Origin of the sequence: Streptomyces sp. NPDC046712, assembly GCF_040645695.1 — a bacterium.
Taxonomy (GTDB): domain Bacteria; phylum Actinomycetota; class Actinomycetes; order Streptomycetales; family Streptomycetaceae; genus Streptomyces.
Window position 1 is genome coordinate 84,935 of sequence record NZ_JBEYYW010000024.1, and the last position, 16,810, is coordinate 101,744.

Annotated in this window: 16 protein-coding genes; 10 read left to right on the top strand and 6 right to left on the bottom strand. The window is 72.7% G+C overall.

Annotation, left to right across the window (positions count from 1 at the left end; all coding sequences use genetic code 11):
• Positions 1-2: 2 nt before the first annotated feature.
• Positions 3-851 carry a formate dehydrogenase accessory sulfurtransferase FdhD gene (gene fdhD, locus ABZ939_RS27420; RefSeq protein ID WP_361860520.1) on the top strand — a complete coding sequence of 283 codons (849 nt, stop codon included), beginning with the start codon at positions 3-5 and terminating at the stop codon, positions 849-851.
• 132 nt (positions 852-983) lie between these two features.
• A complete protein-coding gene (locus ABZ939_RS27425; protein ID WP_361860523.1) occupies positions 984-1,187 on the top strand; it encodes a hypothetical protein in 204 nt (67 codons plus the stop codon).
• Here ABZ939_RS27425 and ABZ939_RS27430 read toward each other — a convergent pair.
• The 3 genes from ABZ939_RS27430 to ABZ939_RS27440 all read right to left on the bottom strand — a co-directional run bounded on the left by ABZ939_RS27430 (position 1,184) and on the right by ABZ939_RS27440 (position 3,283).
• Entirely contained in the window at positions 1,184-1,588 is a 405-nt protein-coding gene (locus ABZ939_RS27430) for a (2Fe-2S) ferredoxin domain-containing protein (protein ID WP_361860526.1), read from the bottom strand. The two genes, ABZ939_RS27425 and ABZ939_RS27430, sit on opposite strands and share 4 nt — an antisense overlap.
• Complete coding sequence (locus ABZ939_RS27435) at positions 1,585-2,106, bottom strand: isochorismatase family protein (RefSeq protein WP_361860529.1); 522 nt, start codon at positions 2,104-2,106, stop codon at positions 1,585-1,587. Before ABZ939_RS27435 ends, ABZ939_RS27430 begins: the two co-directional genes overlap by 4 nt.
• Before the next feature lie 85 nt (positions 2,107-2,191).
• On the bottom strand, positions 2,192-3,283 hold the full coding sequence (locus ABZ939_RS27440; protein ID WP_361860532.1) for a bile acid:sodium symporter family protein: 1,092 nt from the start codon (positions 3,281-3,283) through the stop codon (positions 2,192-2,194).
• Positions 3,284-3,474: 191 nt separating this feature from the next.
• On the opposite strand from ABZ939_RS27440, the gene ABZ939_RS27445 reads away from it, so the two are divergent.
• The 7 genes from ABZ939_RS27445 (at position 3,475) to ABZ939_RS27475 (ending at position 12,983) form a co-directional block, all read left to right on the top strand.
• Complete coding sequence (locus ABZ939_RS27445; protein ID WP_361860535.1) at positions 3,475-4,341, top strand: LysR substrate-binding domain-containing protein; 867 nt, start codon at positions 3,475-3,477, stop codon at positions 4,339-4,341.
• Positions 4,342-4,630: 289 nt separating this feature from the next.
• Complete coding sequence (locus tag ABZ939_RS27450) at positions 4,631-6,460, top strand: long-chain fatty acid--CoA ligase (protein WP_361860537.1); 1,830 nt, start codon at positions 4,631-4,633, stop codon at positions 6,458-6,460.
• A 113-nt stretch (positions 6,461-6,573) separates the two neighbouring features.
• The gene (locus tag ABZ939_RS27455) at positions 6,574-7,833 is read left to right on the top strand and encodes an ABC transporter substrate-binding protein (protein ID WP_361860540.1); all 1,260 of its coding nucleotides are present in this window, start codon (positions 6,574-6,576) and stop codon (positions 7,831-7,833) included.
• A 9-nt stretch (positions 7,834-7,842) separates the two neighbouring features.
• Positions 7,843-10,728, top strand: coding sequence for an ATP-binding cassette domain-containing protein (locus ABZ939_RS27460; protein ID WP_361860543.1), 2,886 nt, complete (start codon positions 7,843-7,845; stop codon positions 10,726-10,728).
• The gene (locus tag ABZ939_RS27465; protein WP_361860546.1) at positions 10,725-11,495 is read left to right on the top strand and encodes an ABC transporter ATP-binding protein; all 771 of its coding nucleotides are present in this window, start codon (positions 10,725-10,727) and stop codon (positions 11,493-11,495) included. Before ABZ939_RS27460 ends, ABZ939_RS27465 begins: the two co-directional genes overlap by 4 nt.
• Before the next feature lie 100 nt (positions 11,496-11,595).
• On the top strand, positions 11,596-12,390 hold the full coding sequence (locus tag ABZ939_RS27470; RefSeq protein ID WP_361860679.1) for an aldo/keto reductase: 795 nt from the start codon (positions 11,596-11,598) through the stop codon (positions 12,388-12,390).
• A 125-nt stretch (positions 12,391-12,515) separates the two neighbouring features.
• Complete coding sequence (locus ABZ939_RS27475; protein ID WP_361860549.1) at positions 12,516-12,983, top strand: RICIN domain-containing protein; 468 nt, start codon at positions 12,516-12,518, stop codon at positions 12,981-12,983.
• Between the two features lie 31 nt (positions 12,984-13,014).
• Here the strand turns inward: ABZ939_RS27475 and ABZ939_RS27480 are convergent, their stop codons facing one another.
• Positions 13,015-13,881: a methyltransferase domain-containing protein gene (locus tag ABZ939_RS27480; RefSeq protein ID WP_361860551.1), complete on the bottom strand. Its 867-nt coding sequence runs from the start codon at positions 13,879-13,881 to the stop codon at positions 13,015-13,017.
• Between the two features lie 71 nt (positions 13,882-13,952).
• Positions 13,953-14,885 (bottom strand): AraC family transcriptional regulator, encoded by a 933-nt coding sequence (locus tag ABZ939_RS27485; protein ID WP_361860554.1) that lies wholly within the window; start codon positions 14,883-14,885, stop codon positions 13,953-13,955.
• Between the two features lie 82 nt (positions 14,886-14,967).
• On the opposite strand from ABZ939_RS27485, the gene ABZ939_RS27490 reads away from it, so the two are divergent.
• Positions 14,968-15,789, top strand: coding sequence for an NmrA family NAD(P)-binding protein (locus ABZ939_RS27490; RefSeq protein WP_361860557.1), 822 nt, complete (start codon positions 14,968-14,970; stop codon positions 15,787-15,789).
• Between the two features lie 14 nt (positions 15,790-15,803).
• Here ABZ939_RS27490 and ABZ939_RS27495 read toward each other — a convergent pair whose 3' ends face one another.
• Positions 15,804-16,802 (bottom strand): WYL domain-containing protein, encoded by a 999-nt coding sequence (locus ABZ939_RS27495; RefSeq protein WP_361860560.1) that lies wholly within the window; start codon positions 16,800-16,802, stop codon positions 15,804-15,806.
• Between the last annotated feature and the right edge of the window lie 8 nt (positions 16,803-16,810).

Below are 16,810 nucleotides of genomic sequence, written 5' to 3' on the forward strand. Positions count from 1 at the left end.
TCATGGGACGGGTGACCGAGCGACGACGGGTCCTGCGGATCCGCGGCGAGGCCGTGAACGAGCGCCCGGACACGCTGGTGGCCGAGGAGCCGCTGGAGATCCGGCTGAACGGCCGGCCGCTCGCGATCACGATGCGCACGCCCGGCGACGACTTCGCGCTCGCCGCCGGGTTCCTGGTCAGCGAGGGGGTACTGGGCGCCGCCTCCGACGTACGGAACATCGTGTACTGCGCGGGGGCCAAGGACGACGGCACGAACACGTACAACGTGGTGGACGTGCAGCTGGCGCCCGGTGTCCCCGTCCCGGACATCACCCTGGAGCGGAACGTCTACACGACGTCGTCGTGCGGGCTGTGCGGCAAGGCCAGCCTGGACGCGGTACGGACCACGGCGCGCTTCCCGATCGCCGACACTCCCCCGGTCCGGCTCACGCCCGAGCTGCTCGCCCGCCTCCCCGACCGGCTGAGGGCCGCCCAGCGGGTCTTCGACCGGACCGGCGGGCTGCACGCGGCGGCGCTGTTCTCGGAGGACGGCGAGCTGCTCGACGTACGGGAGGACGTGGGCCGCCACAACGCGGTGGACAAGCTGGTGGGCCGGGCCCTGAACGACGGGCGGCTGCCGTTGCAGCGAGCGGTCCTGCTGGTCTCGGGCCGGGCCTCTTTCGAGCTGGCCCAGAAGGCGGTGATGGCGGGCATCCCGGTGCTCGCCGCGGTCTCCGCGCCGTCCTCGCTGGCCGTGGACCTGGCCGTGGAGACGGGCCTGACGCTGGTGGGCTTCCTGCGCGGGCCGGACATGAACGTGTACGCGGGTGAGCACCGGATCGCCCTCGGGGCCGCGGCCTCCCGGGGCTGACGGGCCCGCGCCCGCTGCACGGGTCGGGCCGCCGGCCGGCGGGGAGCGCCCCCTGCGCCGGCCGGTCCCGTACCCCCCCGGCGGATCCCGGACGCGTGATCGCGGGACAAGTGTCCACCCCCCGGCGAGCTCGTGGCCTTGCTGCGCGCCGAGGGCCCGGGGCGGGAGCGGCCCGCGGTGGAGCTCCGGGGCGAGCTGGTGCGGGCCGAGCAGGAAGGCCGGCTCGTGGACGCGGATCAGGCGCGCGGGTGGGCCACCATCCGGGACGGAGCGGCGGCGGGCAGTGGGGCGATCGCTCTGGTGGTGTCGCTGACGCAGGCGCTGGGGCTCTCCTAGCGCGCGCGGCGGCTCCCCGTCTCGGCCGGTGGGTCGATCATCTGGAGGGTGAGGGTGGCCGGGGGTTCGGCGATGCCCGGGCCGCCCGCGGTCGTCCAGGCGAGGATGTCGTCGAGGCAGTCGTCGTCCACGGTGAAACCGATCCAGGCGGCCCGGCCGCCGCGGCGACGACCCTCGGTGGAGGGCTGGACCACGACGATGTTGGCCTGCGCGCAGGGGCCGAGGCAGTCGCTCGTACGGACGGACAGCCGGCCGCCGGAGGCCGCGGCGGCCTCGCGGAGGCGGGCGAGCTGGCCGGCGTGGTCGACGCCGGGGTTCTTGCGGGCGACGCCGCAGCAGCAGCCCCGGCAGACGACGAGGCTGCAGGGGCGGGCGCCGTAACGTATCGGGACGGGCGTCACGCGGGCCCGTCCAGGGTGATCTCGGAGACGGCGGCGACCGTGCCGAGCCTCGGGAAGTCGAGCGTCACCGAGGCGTGGTGCTCGTCGGCGGTGAAGGCGGTCATGGCGTCCTCGGCGAAGACGGGCTCGTAGCCGAGGTCGCAGGCGGCCCGGGCGGTGGACTCGACGCCGAGGTTCGTGGCGATGCCGCCGAACACGACGGTGGTGACGGAGTGTTCGGCGAGGAGTTCGTGGAGTCCGGTGTTCTGGAAGCCGCCGATGGTCCGCTTGACGACGATGTGGTCGCCCGCGTGGACGAGGGAGGGGACGAGCTCGCTGCCGGGCGGCTGGGTGTCGATGTTCGGCCGCTCGACCCGGATGTGGACGACGGGCGCGCCGGCGGCCCGGAAGGTCCGGGCGAGCCGGTCGGCCGCGGCGACGACGTCGGTTCCGGGGCGGGGTGCGAGGGGCAGCGCGACGATGCGTTCCATCAGGTCGACGAGGACGAGCGCGGTGCGGCCGGGATCAAGTGCGGGCATGGGAGCACGGTAGCGGGCGCGTTGATCTTCACGGCGCGGGTGGGGATGTGATCCCGCCAACGGTAGGCCCGGCCGGGCGCCTGCTTCAGCGCCGGACCGGGACGGACTCCGCGGCCGGATGGTCTTGAGCGGGCTCGGCGGTCGGCGACGGGTGGTCCGGGTCGAGTGCCGGTCGGTCCGGCTCGGGGGCCGGTCGGTCCGGCTCGAGGTCGCGGGAGCGGCGCTTCGCGAGGACCGCGCAGACCATCAGCTGCATCTGGTGGAAGAGCATCAGCGGCAGCACGGCGAGCGAGGCCTGTGCCCCGAACAGCACGCTCGCCATGGGGAGCCCCGCCGCCAGGCTCTTCTTCGAGCCGGCGAACTGGATGGCGATCCGGTCCGCCCGGTCGAAGCCGAGCCGCTTCGCCCCGTACCAGGTCAGCGTGAGCATCACCGCGAGCAGGACGGCCTCGACGGCGAGCAGGAGGCCGAGCCGCGCCGGGGTGACCTGGTGCCAGACGCCGGCGACCATGCCGTGGCTGAAGGCCGTGTACACGACGAGCAGGATCGAGCCCCGGTCGACGTACCCGAGCACCTTCTTGTTCCGGACGAGGAATCCCCCGACCCAGCGGCGCAGCAGCTGGCCCGCCAGGAACGGCACCAGGAGCTGGAGCACGATCTTCAGCAGCGAGTCGGCGGAGAAGCCGCCCGCACTGCCTCCGATCAGGAGCGCCGCCAGCAGCGGGGTGAGCACGATCCCGGCGAGGGAGGAGAAGGAGCCCGCGCAGATCGCCGCCGGCACGTTGCCGCGCGCGATCGAGGTGAAGGCGATCGAGGACTGGATGGTGGAGGGCACCAGGCAGAGGAAGAGGAGACCGCTGTAGAGCGGGGGTGTGAGAACGGCCGGTACCAGTCCCTTCGCCGCGAGCCCGAGGAGCGGGAAGAGGAGGAAGGTGCAGGCGAGGACCGTGAGGTGGAGCCGCCAGTGCTTCAGCCCGTCGAGCGCCTCGCGGGTGGAGAGGCGGGCGCCGTAGAGGAAGAACAGCAGGGCGATGGCCGCCGTCGAGGCCCCGTCGGCAACGGTGGCGGCGGTGCCGGAGGCGGGCAGCAGAGCCGCGAGGCCGACCGTGCCGAGCAGCGCCAGGATGTACGGGTCGATCGGCAGCCAGGACGGCAGGAGGGTCGTACGGCGGCTCATGTGCTCCACTGCTCTGCGTGCTCGGGGTGGATCTGCGTGCTCGGGTTCGGTCCGCGTGCCCGGGCTCGGTCCGCGTGCTTCGGGGTGGGGTCGTGCCCTCCCCATCCTGCTCCCTCGCGCGGACATCGGGAATCCCGTACAGCGCTCTGACTGCCATCACGGATCATGATGACCGCGCTAGTCTCGGGAGCGTGTACGACCCCTCCCAGCTCCGGACCTTCCTCGCGGTCGCCCAGACGCTGAGCTTCACGCAGGCCGCGCGCCGGCTCGGGCTGCGCCAGTCGACCGTGAGCCAGCACGTACGCCGTCTGGAGGACGCCACCGGGCGTCCGCTGTTCACCCGGGACACCCACAGCGTGGAGTTGACGGAGGACGGCGAGGCGATGCTCGGCTTCGCCCGGACGATCCTGCAGGCCCATGAGCGGGCCGCCGCCTTCTTCACCGGGACCCGGCTGCGCGGGCGGCTCCGCTTCGGCGCCTCGGAGGACTTCGTCGTGACCCGGCTGCCCGAGATCCTGGAGTCGTTCCGGCGCGAGCACCCCGAGGTGGATCTGGAGCTGACGGTCGAGTTGTCGGGGACGCTGAACGCCCGGCTGGAGGCGGGACGCCTCGATCTCATCCTGGCGAAGCGGCGCGCCGAGGAGAGTGGGGGCGAGCTGGTCTGGCAGGACTCGCTGATCTGGATCGGCGCCCCGCAACTGCGGCTGGACCCGGACCGGCCGGTTCCGCTGATCGTCTTCCCGCCGCCCGGCATCACCCGCGCCCGGGCGCTCGAAGCCCTGGAGGCGCAGGGGCGCGCGTGGCGGATCGCCTGCACGAGCAGCAGCCTGAGCGCCAACATCGCGGCGGCCCGCGCCGGGCTCGGCGTGATGGCCCACACCCGTGGCCTGGTGCCGCCCGGCCTGGTCCGGCTTCCGGCCCGGGCGGACCTGCCCGATCTGGGCGAGGTCGACTTCGTGCTGCGCAAGGGGCGGCGGCGCGGCCCGTCCCAGGAGGCGGCCGACGCCCTGGCCTCGGCGATCCTGGCGGGCGGCGACCGACTGCACCGGCCGCGCTGACACGGCACGGCGCGGCGTCGGGGGTCGCGGCCGCGCCGCCCCGGGACCGTCGGTCTCCGCCCGGATGGTGAGCGGCCGGTACAGATTCCGTGGAGATTCGGGCCCGCCCTGCTTACTCGCCAGTCAGTAAAGGGCCCCGACCGCCCGCCACTCAGCCGCTCCCCCTCCCCTGACCTGTGAGAACACCCAATGTCCCGGCTTGGTGAAGGCGCTCCCACCCGTCAGTCGGGTGGGGTACCGTCACCCGCGCCGTACGGAGCGCGACAACGAGCGGGCGAGGAGCAGGTCATTGCGCGAGTTCACCGTGCCGCCCGTCGAGGCGGCGCCTCAGGTCGGCGGCCTGGCGGACGCCGTGTTCGATCACGCCGAACAGACGCCGGACCGGGTCGCGCTCGGCCGCAAGGACGCCTCCGGACAGTGGCATGACGTGACGTCGGCGCAGTTCCGGGACGAGGTGCTCGCGCTCGCGAAAGGGCTGATCGCACAGGGCGTACGGTTCGGCGACCGGGTCGCCATCATGGCCAGGACCCGTTACGAATGGACTCTGTTCGACTTCGCGCTGTGGACGCTGGGCGCGCAGTCGGTGCCGATCTACCCGACCTCCTCCGCCGACCAGGTCTACTGGATGCTGCACGACGCCGAGGTCACCGCGTGCGTGGTGGAGCACGAGGACCACGCCATGACGATCGGTTCCGTGATCGACCGGCTGCCGCGGCTCCAGCGGCTGTGGCAGCTGGACGCGGGTGAGGGTGCGGTCGCCGAGCTGGTCGCGGCGGGCGTGGAGATCGACGAGGACGTGGTGCAGCGGCACCGGCGGGCGGTGACGCCGGAGTCCGTGGCGACGATCATCTACACCTCGGGCACCACGGGCCGTCCCAAGGGCTGCATCATCACCCACTCCAACTTCATGTTCGAGACGGACATGCTGACCGGCCGCTGGGAGCCGGTCTTCCACTCCAAGCCGGGCGACGAGGCCTCGACCCTGCTGTTCCTCCCGCTCGCCCATGTCTTCGGGCGGATGGTCGAGGTGGCCGCGATCGTGAGCGGGGTGAAGCTGGGGCATCAGCCGGCGCTCGCCGCCTCGGCGCTGCTGCCGGACCTCGCCGCCTTCCGGCCGACGTTCATCCTGGCCGTGCCCTATGTCTTCGAGAAGGTCTTCCACGCGGCCCGCCGCAAGGCGGAGAGCGGGGGGAAGGTCGGCCCCTTCGACAAGGCGGTCGAGGTGGCGGTCAAGTACGCCGAGGCGATGGAGCACAAGGCGTTCGGCCTCGGACCCGGTCCGTCGGCGGGGCTGCGGATGCAGCACCAGTTCTTCGAGAAGGTGGTGTACGGAAAGGTCCGCGAGGCCATGGGCGGGCGGGTCCGGCACGCGATGTCGGGCGGCTCGGGCATGGACCGGCAGCTCGGGCTCTTCTTCGAGGGCGCCGGGGTGACGGTGTTCGAGGGATACGGCCTCACGGAGTCCTCGGCGGCCGCGACCGCGAATCCGCCGGAGCGCACCAAGTACGGGACGGTCGGGCAGCCGATCCCGGGCACGACCGTGCACATCGCGGAGGACGGGGAGGTGTGGCTGCACGGCGGCCAGATCTTCTCCGGGTACCTCAACAACCCGCAGGCCACCTCCGCCGTCCTCAACGACGGGTGGCTGGCCACCGGGGATCTGGGGATGCTCGACGAGGACGGTTATCTGACGATCACCGGGCGCAAGAAGGAGATCCTCGTGACCTCGGGCGGCAAGAGCGTGTCGCCGACCGGTCTCGAGGAACGGGTGCGCTCGCATCCGCTGATCGCGCAGTGCATCGTGGTGGGCAACGACCGGCCGTACATCGCCGCACTGGTGACGATGGATCAGGAGGCGGTGGAGCACTGGCTGGCGATGCAGGGGCGGCCGCCGCTTCCGCCTGCCGAGCTGGTGCGGGACCCGAGCCTGGAGACCGAGATCCGGCGGGCCGTCGTGGCGGCCAACACCCTGGTCTCGCAGGCCGAGTCCATCCGGACCTTCCGAATCCTGGCACATCCGTTCAGCGAGGAGCACGGGCTGCTCACACCCTCGCTCAAGCTGAAGCGGAAGGCGATCGAGAAGGCGTACGCGGCGGAGGTCGAGGCGCTGTACGGCTGATCCGGGCAGTGGTCAAGGGTTTCTGACGCATCATCAATTGACGTTGCATCAGTTATTGACGGTTCATCAGCTCGGTCACAGAATGCGGTCACCCGACGGAGGGACGACCGACCGTGTTGCGACCGATCCGCACCCTCGCCGCCGCCGCAGCGGCCCTGCTCCTCGCCTCAGCCTGCAACTCCGCCTCCACCGGAGGGACTTCGGAGAAGCCCGGCTCCTCCGCACGCGGAGTCACCGCCGACTCCGTCAAGGTCGGCGGCATCGTCTCCATGACCACCGCGAGCGGCTACTCGAAGAAGGACACCGACCTCGGCGCCAAGGCGCGCTACGACCGGGCCAACGCCGAGGGCGGTGTGAACGGGCGCCGGATCGACTACCTGGGCGCCGAGGACGACGGCCAGGACCCGGCGAAGAACCTGGCGGCGGCCCGCAAGCTCGTCCAGCAGGACAAGGTCTTCGCCGTCTCCCCCATGAGCTCGGTCACCTTCGCCGGCGCCGACTTCCTCAACGGCCAGAAGGTCCCCACCGTCGGCTGGGGCACGCTCCCGTCGTTCTGCGGCCCGAAGTACATCTACGGCTTCAACGGCTGCCTCGTCCCGACCCCGGGCGGCACCCTCAACCAGACCTGGCCCGAAGGGCTCGCCACCGTCCTCGGCGGCGCGCGGGGCAAGTCGGTCGCGCTGATCGCCGGCGACAACGACGCCGGCAAGTTCGGCATCCGCACCTTCACCCAGGGCTTCAAGGCGGCCGGCTTCCATGTCGCGTACGCCAAGGCCGCGGTGCCCGCGACCTCGATGCCCAGCGACTGGTCGGCGTACACCAAGGAGATCCTCCGCTCGGGCCCCGGCGGCGGCGCGCCCGACGCCGTGGTCTCCGTGATGCAGACCCCGTACAACATCGGTCTCTTCACCGCCCTCAAGCGGTCCGGCTACAAGGGCGTCATCTCCGATCCGACCGACTACGACCCGGGGCTGCTCGCGAAGGACGCGACGCGGCAGGCGCTCGACGGGGTGCACGTGCTGCTGCAGTTCCAGCCGTTCGAGGCCGACAGCCCCGCGATGCGGCAGTTCAAGGCGGACATCAAGAAGGCGGCGGGCGGGAAGGACGTACCGCTCAACATGCACATGCTGACGGGCTACATGTCGGCCGACCTCTTCCTCGCCATCGCCGCGAAGGCCGGCAAGGACCTGACCGTGGAGTCCTTCCAGAAGGCGGCGGCCGGCTTCTCCGACACCGGAACGCTCGTGGGCGACCGCGCCGAGCCGAAGGGCCAGAAGGAGAGCTTCGGCTGCGGAGCTCTCGTCCGGCTGAAGAACGGACGCTACGAGGTGGCCGTGCCGTTCAAGTGCTACCCGCCGATCCCCTTCGGCTAGGGCGGCGCCGTGGGTGACCTGCTGGGCTTCGTGCTGAGCGGTCTGGTCTCGGGCGCGCTGTACGCGCTGCTCGCGACCGGGCTCGTGCTGTCGTACTCCGCCTCCGGACTCTTCAACTTCGCGCACGGCGCCACCGCCTATCTCTGCGCGCTGGCGTTCTACGAGCTCCACTCCGGCTTCGGCTGGCCCGCCGTGCCGACGGCGCTGCTGCTCGTGTGCGTGGTCGCGCCCGCGCTCGGTCGGGGCCTGGACCGGCTGATGTTCCGCAAGCTGGCCCGGGTCGGCGAGACGGCGCAGATCGTCGCCACGATCGGCCTGCTGGTCGCGCTGCCCGCGGCCGGGCTGTGGGTGGTGGAGCTCCTTGAGCGGGCCGGCGCCCCGGTCCAGCCCGCCGAGAACCAGTTCGGGCTGCCGGGCGTCGGGCCGAGCCCGGCCGTGTCCTGGCAGCCCCTCGACGGGGTCGGCATCGACTCCGACCAGCTGATCACCTGGGTCGCGACGGCGCTCGTGGCGGCCGGGCTGTGGGTGCTGATGCGGCACACCCGGCTCGGACTCCAGCTGCGGGCGGCCGTCGACAACCGCTCGCTGACGGAGCTGCGGGGCATCAGCGCGGACCGGCTTTCCTCGATCGCGTGGATGCTGTCGTCGGGGCTCGCGGGACTCGCCGGCGTCCTCGCGACCCCGCTCCTCGGTCTCTCCGCCCACGACTACACGCTGTTCCTGTTCGTCTCCGCGACCGCGGCGGTGCTCGGGCGCTTCGTGTCGGTGCCGCTCGCGTTCGCGGGCGGGCTCGGGCTCGGGGTGCTGCAGAACCTGGTGGCGGGGTACGCGTCGTTCGCGGAGGACATCACCGGCTTCCGTACCGCGGTGCCCTTCCTGATCCTCTTCGGCGGTCTCGTCGTGCTGGCACAGCGCCGGCGCGCGGCGGGCACGGCCGCCGCGGATCCACCGCCGGTCGACTATCTCGCCGGGAAGGGCTGGGGCCGCAGATGGGGTGCGTGGGCCGGCGCGGGCGCGCTCCTCGCCACGGCCTTCTACACGGTCACCACGCCGTTCTGGAGCGGGATCCTGGCGCAGGGCCTCGCGATCGGGCTGGTCTTCATGTCGTTCACGGTGGTCACGGGCCTCGGTGCGATGGTGTCGCTCGCCCAGTCGACGTTTGTGACCGGCGCGGCGCTGGTGGCGGGGCTGCTGATGAGCCACGGCTGGCCCTTCGTGGCCGCGGCGGCGGTCGGCACGGCCGCGGCGGCGCTGCTCGGGGCGGTGGTCGCGCTGCCCGCGCTGCGGCTCGGCGGCCGGTCGCTGGCGCTGGCCACCCTGGCCCTCGCCTTCCTGGCGGACCAGGTGCTCTTCCAGGTGGGGTGGTTGCGCAACGGGGACACGGGATGGGAGATCCCGCGTCCCGTCCTCGGGCCGGTGGATCTGGGCGACGATCGGGCGCTGGGGGTCGCGCTGGTTCTGCTGTGCGGGGCGGTCGTGTGGCTGCTGACCTGGCTGCGCGGTTCCCGGTGGGGCCGGGCCGTGCTCGCGGTCCGCTCGGCGCCGGAGGCCGCGTCGGCGTCGGGGGTGTCGGTGGTACGGACGAAGCTCCTGGTCTTCACGGTGTCGGCGGGCCTCGCGGGCTTCGGGGGCGTGCTGTACGCCTCGTACCACACACGGATCACGGCGACGGACTTCACGGCGATGACGGGCCTGGTGTGGCTGGCGGTGGTGGTCGCCGCGGGGGTGCGCAGACCGCAGTTCGCGGTGGTGGCCGGGCTGGTCTTCGCGGTGGTCCCGCATCTGATGGCGACGTACGTGACGGAGTCCGCGCACCTGCCGGTGATCCTCTTCGGCCTGGCGGGCCTGGCCCTGGCGAACGACCCGGACGGCTACTGCGCGGCGTGGCCGTCCCGGCGGGCGGCACGGAGGGCGGCGGCGCGGGGGTCCGTGCGGGAGGCCGTTCCGCGGGGGTCCGTGCGGGGGGCCGTTCTCCGTCCCCTCCCCTCCCCGAGACCGGGGGCAGGCCCCCGGACCCCTGGGGAGCAGGATCGAGGGCAGGGCGCCCGATCGCCCGAGGGCGCCGGCTTCGCGCCGCAAGGCGGGGCCGCCGGGCCGCTCGATTCGGCCTCGCGGCGCGCACCGGGGCCGACGGATCCTTCCATCGCCGAGAGCAGGGGCGCGGCCCCCGGTCCGCACCGCGGGACGGGCAACGCGGCGCTCGCGCTCGAGTTGAACGGCATACACGCCGGATACGGCGGGGCGCCCGTGCTGCATGGGGTGGACCTCGGGGTGGGCGCCGGGGAGACGGTGGTGCTGCTCGGGCCCAACGGGGCCGGGAAGTCCACGCTGTGCCGGGTGGCCGCGGGGCTTCTGCGGCCCACCGAGGGGCTCGTACGCGTAGGGGCGGAGGACGCGGGACGCGACACGGCCGTCGCGCGGGCCCGGCGCGGGGTGCGGCTCGCGCCCGAGGGGCGGGGGATCTTCGCCGGGCTCTCCATCGAGGAGAACCTGGCCCTGCAGCTGCCCGCCCCCGAGGACCGTGACGCCGTGTACACGCGCTTTCCCGCGCTCGCCGCCCGCCGCTCCGTCGCCGCCGGCTCCCTGTCCGGCGGCGAGCAGCAGCTCCTCGCGCTCGCCCCGCTCCTCCAAAGCCCGCCGGCCGTCCTCGTCGCCGACGAACCCTCCCTCGGCCTCGCGCCCCGCGTCGTGGACGAGGTGTTCCGCCTCCTCACCGAGCTGCGGGCGAGCGGCACGGCGCTGCTCCTGGTCGAGGAGAAGGCCGCCGAGGTGCTCGGTATCGCCGACACCGTCGCATACCTCTCTCAGGGCGAGATCGCCTGGTCCGGCCCGCGGTCCGAGGTGGACACGGACCGGCTCGCCGAGGCCTATCTGGGGACGGGGGTTCGCCGATGACCACTGGGCTGCTTCATGCCTCCGGGATCGACGTCCGCTTCGGCGGCGTCCACGCCCTGCGCGACGTGACGATCTCCGTACGGCCCGGTGAGGTCTGCGGCCTCATCGGGCCGAACGGCGCCGGCAAGACCACGCTCTTCGACGTCCTGTCCGGGATCCGGCGGCCGGACGGCGGAAGCATCGCGTTCGCGGGCGAGGACATCACACGTCGGTCCCCCGTGTGGCGGGCCCGCCACGGCATCCGCCGGACCTTCCAGCGCCAGCAGCTCTTCGGGCAGTTGACGGTGACCGACAACCTGGTGGTGGCCCAGGACTGGCGGCCGGGTGCGCGGCGCCACCGGGAGCGGGCCGCCGTCGTGCTCCGTGAGTGCGGGCTCGACGCGCTCGCGGAGTCGTACGCCGGCGCGCTGCCCGTCGGGCAGGCCCGCATGGTCGAGCTCGCCCGCGCCCTCGCCGACCCGCCCCGCGTGCTCCTGCTCGACGAGCCCGCCTCCGGCACGACCGTCGAGGAACGCCGCCAACTGGCCGCCGTCGTCCGTCACATGGCCGAGGAGGAGAACTGCGCGGTGCTGCTCGTCGAGCACAACGTGGCCTTCGTGATGGAGCTGTGCTCGCGCGTCGTGGTCCTTGGCCTCGGCCGGGTCCTGGCCGAGGGGACGGCCGCCGAGGTCCGCGCCGACCCCGCCGTACGGGAGGCATACCTCGGAACGACTCCCGGTGGGGCACCGCATACGTCCCGGGGCACCACGGAATGCGAGGGAGTCTGAGATGGTTGACCCAGGGAGTACCACTCGACGACGTTAGGATCGACCGCACGTGAGCACGGACAACAAGGTCCCTTCCCTCACCCTGAACAACGGCGTGGAGATGCCGCAGCTCGGCTTCGGCGTCTGGCAGGTGCCGGACGACGAGGCGACACGCACGGTGGCCACGGCTCTCGAGGCGGGCTACCGCTCGATCGACACCGCCGCGATCTACCAGAACGAGACGGGCACCGGAAAGGCCATCGCCGCGTCCGGCATCGCCCGCGAGGAGCTGTTCGTCACCACCAAGCTCTGGAACAGCGAGCAGGGCCACGACTCCACGCTGCGGGCCTTCGACGCCTCCCTCGACAAGCTGGGCCTGGACTACGTCGACCTGTACCTGATCCACTGGCCGGTGCCGTCGAAGGACGCGTACGTCGACACGTACCGAGCGTTCGAGAAGATCCACGCCGACGGCCGGGCGAAGGCGATCGGTGTCTCCAACTTCCTCCCGGAGCACCTGGAGCGACTGATCGGCGAGACCTCGGTCGTCCCCGCCGTGAACCAGATCGAGCTCCACCCGCACCTCCAGCAGGCGGCCTCGCGCGAGGCGCACGCCAAGCACGGCATCGCCACCGAGGCCTGGTCGCCGCTGGGGCAGGGCAAGGGCCTCCTGGAGGTCCCGGCGATCGTCGCCGTCGCGCAGAAGCACGGCCGCACCCCGGCCCAGGTGGTGCTGCGCTGGCACCTGCAGACCGGCAACGTGGTCATCCCGAAGTCGGTGACCCCGTCCCGTATCCGGGAGAACATCGACGTGTTCGACTTCGAGCTGGACGCCGAGGACATGGCCGCGATCGCCGTCCTCGACGAGAACCGGCGCCTCGGGCCGAACCCGGCCGAGTTCAGCGTCGGCGCCTGAGCGAGCGGAGGGCCGGCCCGGCACCGGGCCGGCCCTCTCCACTGCCCGGGGGCCGGCTCCCTGGGGGACGGCTGCCCCTGGAGACGACTGGCCCGGGAGACGACGACGAACGAGGGGTACGGAGAGTGAGCGGTTCGCCCGCACCGGTCGAGGAGGGCCTCTACCGGGTACGGAACGTGGCCAGCGGACTGCTCCTGGAGGTGTACCAGGGCTCGACCCGCAGCGGTGCCAACGTGCAGCAGGGCAAGGAGAACGGGTCGCCGGGGCAGCACTGGCACATCACGGCCGTCCCGAACGGCAGCGGCCTCTACCACCTGGTCAACGCGGCCGGCGGCAAGCGGCTCGACGTGGCGAACGCCTCGACGGAGAACGGCGCCAACATCCAGCAGTGGAAGGCGAACAACTTCGGCGCGCAGGAGTGGATCATCGAGCAGGACCTCCAGTCGCCCGGAACGGTCGCGCTGGTGAGCTTCATCAGCGGGCTGCTCCTGGAGGTCGAGGACGGCTCGATGGACGACGGCGCCAACGTCCGGCAGTGGGAGGACACCGACTCGCCCTCCCAGTGGTGGCAGTTGGAGCCGGTCGTCCCGTAGCCCGGCAGGATCCGGAGGACAGGCCCTGGCCCTAGCCCTTCCGTGCGGTGTGGACCGTGCGGGCGGTGAGGTGGAAGACGTCCGTGCGATGGTGCAGGGAGTACGGGTCGGCGGGGTCGAGGAGCCTGTCGAGGGTGGCCAGGTCGTCGTCGGCGAGCCGGTCTTCCATGACCTCGCGCTGGTGGGTGAAGTGGGAGACGACCTTCTCCCGTACGACGGCGGGCACGGGCGCGGGCACGTCGGTCAGGAACGAGCGGGTGCCGCTGGGTGTCAGGCCGGCCGCGGTGAGCAGGGCGCGCCAGTCGTCGATCTCCGCCTCGGCCCCGGGCAGCCCCTCGCGCATCGCGCCGAACCACTCGGCGTTCGCGGCGTCGATCCGGGCCTCAAGGCCGGGGCGGCCGATGCCGATGTTCCACGGGAGGTGCCGGGCGGGCAGTCCGCCCTCGACGAGGGCGACGAGTCCGCCGGACCGCAGCGTCGCGGCGAGGGCGGCGAGGGCGGCCCGCTGGTCGCCGAGGTGATGCAGGGAGTTGCCGGCCCAGATCAGGTCCGCCTCCCCCAAGTCGTCGAATCCCTTCGGGAGTTCGGCGTGGATGGTGGAGATCCGGGCACCGAGCCCGCGGGCCTCCGCGCGGGCCCGGGCGCGCTCCAGGAGCTCCGGCGTGGCGTCGACGGCGACGATCTCGGCGGCCGGGAACGCGTCGGCGAGCAGGGCGGTCACGACGCCGGGGCCGCTGCCGATGTCCAGGACGCGGCGGACGCCTGCGGCCGGGACGAGTTCGCCGAGCCAGGCTGCCGCCCGGGCGTAGGCGGGGCCCTGGATCTCGGCCTGGCGCTCGAGGAGCGGGGCCATCTCGCTCCAGTTCAGGTCCGTGCTGTGGTGGTGGTGTCGACTCATGCGCCCAGGGTCCGCCGGGCGGGCCGAAAGCGCCAGGATTTTTGCTGTTCCGGCAACTCTCGATGCCGATCTCAGGCCCTCGTGCGGTGCTCCTGAGGGCTGATGCCCCGTACCCGCTTGAAGGAGGCGCTGAGCGCGAACGCGCTGCTGTAGCCCACCTGCCGGGCCACGGACTCGATCGTCGCGTCCGTCTCCCGCAGCAGGTCGGCGGCGAGCGCGAGACGCCAGCCGGTGAGGTATGCCATCGGCGGCTCGCCGACGAGTTCGGTGAACCGGCGTGCCAGTCCGGCTCGCGACGTGCCCGCCTTGGCCGCGAGCGAGGCGACGGTCCAGGGGTGGGCCGGGTCGTTCTGGAGGAGTCGCAGGGCCCGGCCGACGACGGGGTCCGCCATGGCGCGGTACCAGGCCGGGGCCTGTGCTCCCGGCCTGGAGAACCAGGCCCGGACGACGGCGATGAGGAGCAGGTCGAGGACCCGGTCGAGGACGACGCTCTGCCCGGGTTCGTCGCGGGAGATCTCCTCGTCGAGGAAGGGCATGAGGGGGCAGTTCCACACCTCGGTGGGCAGGTGCAGCAGGGGCGGCAGGGCGTCGAGCAGGCGCCGGCTGACCTCGCCGTCCATCTGGTAGGTGCCGACGAGGACGGTGGTGGAGCCGTCGAGTGCGTTGCCCCAGGTCCGTACGCCGAGGTGCATGGACTCGGAGAGCGGCTCGCCGCTCAGGGTGGTGCAGACTCCGCCGGGGCCGATCACCGCCCGGGGCGCGGCGTCGGGGGCGTCGGCGACGGTGTAGGGCTCGGGGCCGCGGGCGATGGCGATGTCGCCGGGCCGCAGCAGGACGGGCTCGCCCCGGTCGGGGACGATCCAGGCCTCGCCCTCGGTGGCGCACATCAGGCAGAGCGGCGCGCGGTCCTCGATCCGGACCGACCACGGCGGCTCCATGATCATCCGGAGCAGGAAGGCCCCTTTGGCCCGCGGTCCGTCGAGGAGTCCGGCGAGAGCGTCCATGAGTCGCAAGCGTAGACGGACGCGTATGGGAGTGAGTCTGTGGAGCATGGGAAGACGGCTCCCGGCCCGCGATTCTGGGGACATGACGACGAACACGAACACGAAGCAGACGGTTCTGGTGACGAGCGCGACCGGCAAGACGGGCCGGCGGGTGGCGGAACTCCTCGCGGCCCGCGGCGTGACCGTCCGGGCGGGCTCGCGCTCCGGTACGACCCGATTCGACTGGGAGGACGTGAGCACCTGGGCCCCTGCGCTGCGGGGCGCGGACGCCGCGTATGTGAGCTACTACCCGGACCTCGCCGCGCCGGGCGCGGTGGAGGCGATGCGGACCCTCGGCGAACTGGCCGTGGCGAACGGGGTGCGGCGGCTGACGCTGCTGTCCGGGCGCGGCGAGCCGGAGGCGGTCCACGCGGAGGAGGCGCTGCGCGAGTCCGGGGCCGAACTGACCGTCGTACGGGCCTCGTTCTTCGCGCAGAACTTCACCGAGGGCGCGATGGCGGAGGGCGTCGCGGAGGGCACGATCGCGTTTCCCGGGGGCGACACGGCCGAGCCGTTCATCCACGCCGACGACCTGGCGGAGGTGATCGTCGAGACCCTGGACGGCGACGGCCACGCGGGGGTGGTCCACGAGGTGACCGGTCCGCGGCTGCTGACCTTCGCGGAGGTGGCTGCGGAGGTCTCCCGAGCCTCGGGCCGTGAGGTCACGTACGTCCCGATGAGCGAGGACGAATACACCTCCCTGCTCCAGCGGTTCGGGCTGCCCGAGCCGGACGCGCAGTGGCTCTCGGCGCTCTTCTCGATGCTGCTCGACGGCCACAACGCGTCGGTGACGGACGGGGTGAAGCGGGTCCTGGGCCGTGAGCCGCGCGACTTCACGGACTTCGCGGCGGAGGCCTGGAGCTAGGGGCGTCCGGCGGATCAGGATCGGACAGGCCCTGGAGGGGCCACGCCCTGGGCGGGAGGCGCGGGCGCGTAGCGGCCGGCCAGGGTGGCGACCGTGGCGGCGATACGGGCCCGGAGTTCGGCCGGTTCCAGGACCTCCACGTCGACGCCGAGGGCGAGGAAGGTGTCATGGGCGTGGGAGAGGGACTCGGTCGGGACGGTGGCACGGGTCCAGCCGTCCCGGTCCGGTACACCGGTCTCGGCGAGGGCCCGGGCCGCCGCCCCGGTGAGGCGTTTCGCGCCCTCCGGGGAGAGCCGGACCAGCGCCTCGCCGGTGTGCAGGCGGGAGCGGAAGCCGTCCTGGTACTCCTGCCAGTGCGCCGCCAGGTCGAAGCCGTCCGGGATCTCGAACTCCTCGTCGGTGACGTCGAGTTCGAGGATCTGGTCGACCCGGTAGGTGCGCGGCCCCGGTCCGGCGACCAGGTACCAGCGGCCGGCCTTGAGGACCAGTCCGTACGGTTCGAGGCGCCGGTCGACGTCGGTGGGGTCCTTCCAGCGGCGGTAGCGGACGGCCAGGACCCGGCCGGCCCGTACGGCCTCGGCGACCCGGGGCAGGAAGGGCACGTCGATGTCCTCCGCGTACCACCCGGGCGCGTCGATGTGGAACCGGGCCCGCAGCCGGTCGACATGGTCACGCAGCGGCGCGGGCAGGGCGGCGCGCAGTTTGAGCTGGGCGTCGACGAAGTGCGCACCGAGCCCGAGTTCGGCGGCGGCCCCGGGGATGCCGGCGAGGAACAGCGCCTCGGCCTCTCGCGTGTACAGGTCGGTCAGCCGGGAGCGGTGTCCGGCGAGCAGCCGGTAGCCGCCGGAGTGGCCCGCGTCGCCGTAGAGCGGCACACCGGCCGCGTGCAGGGACTCGACGTCGCGGTAGACCGTCCGTACCGACACCTCCAGCTCTTCGGCGAGCTGCCCGGCGGTCATCCGGCCCCGGGTCTGGAGCAGCAGAAGAATCGAGATGAGCCGACTGGACTTCACTGACACAA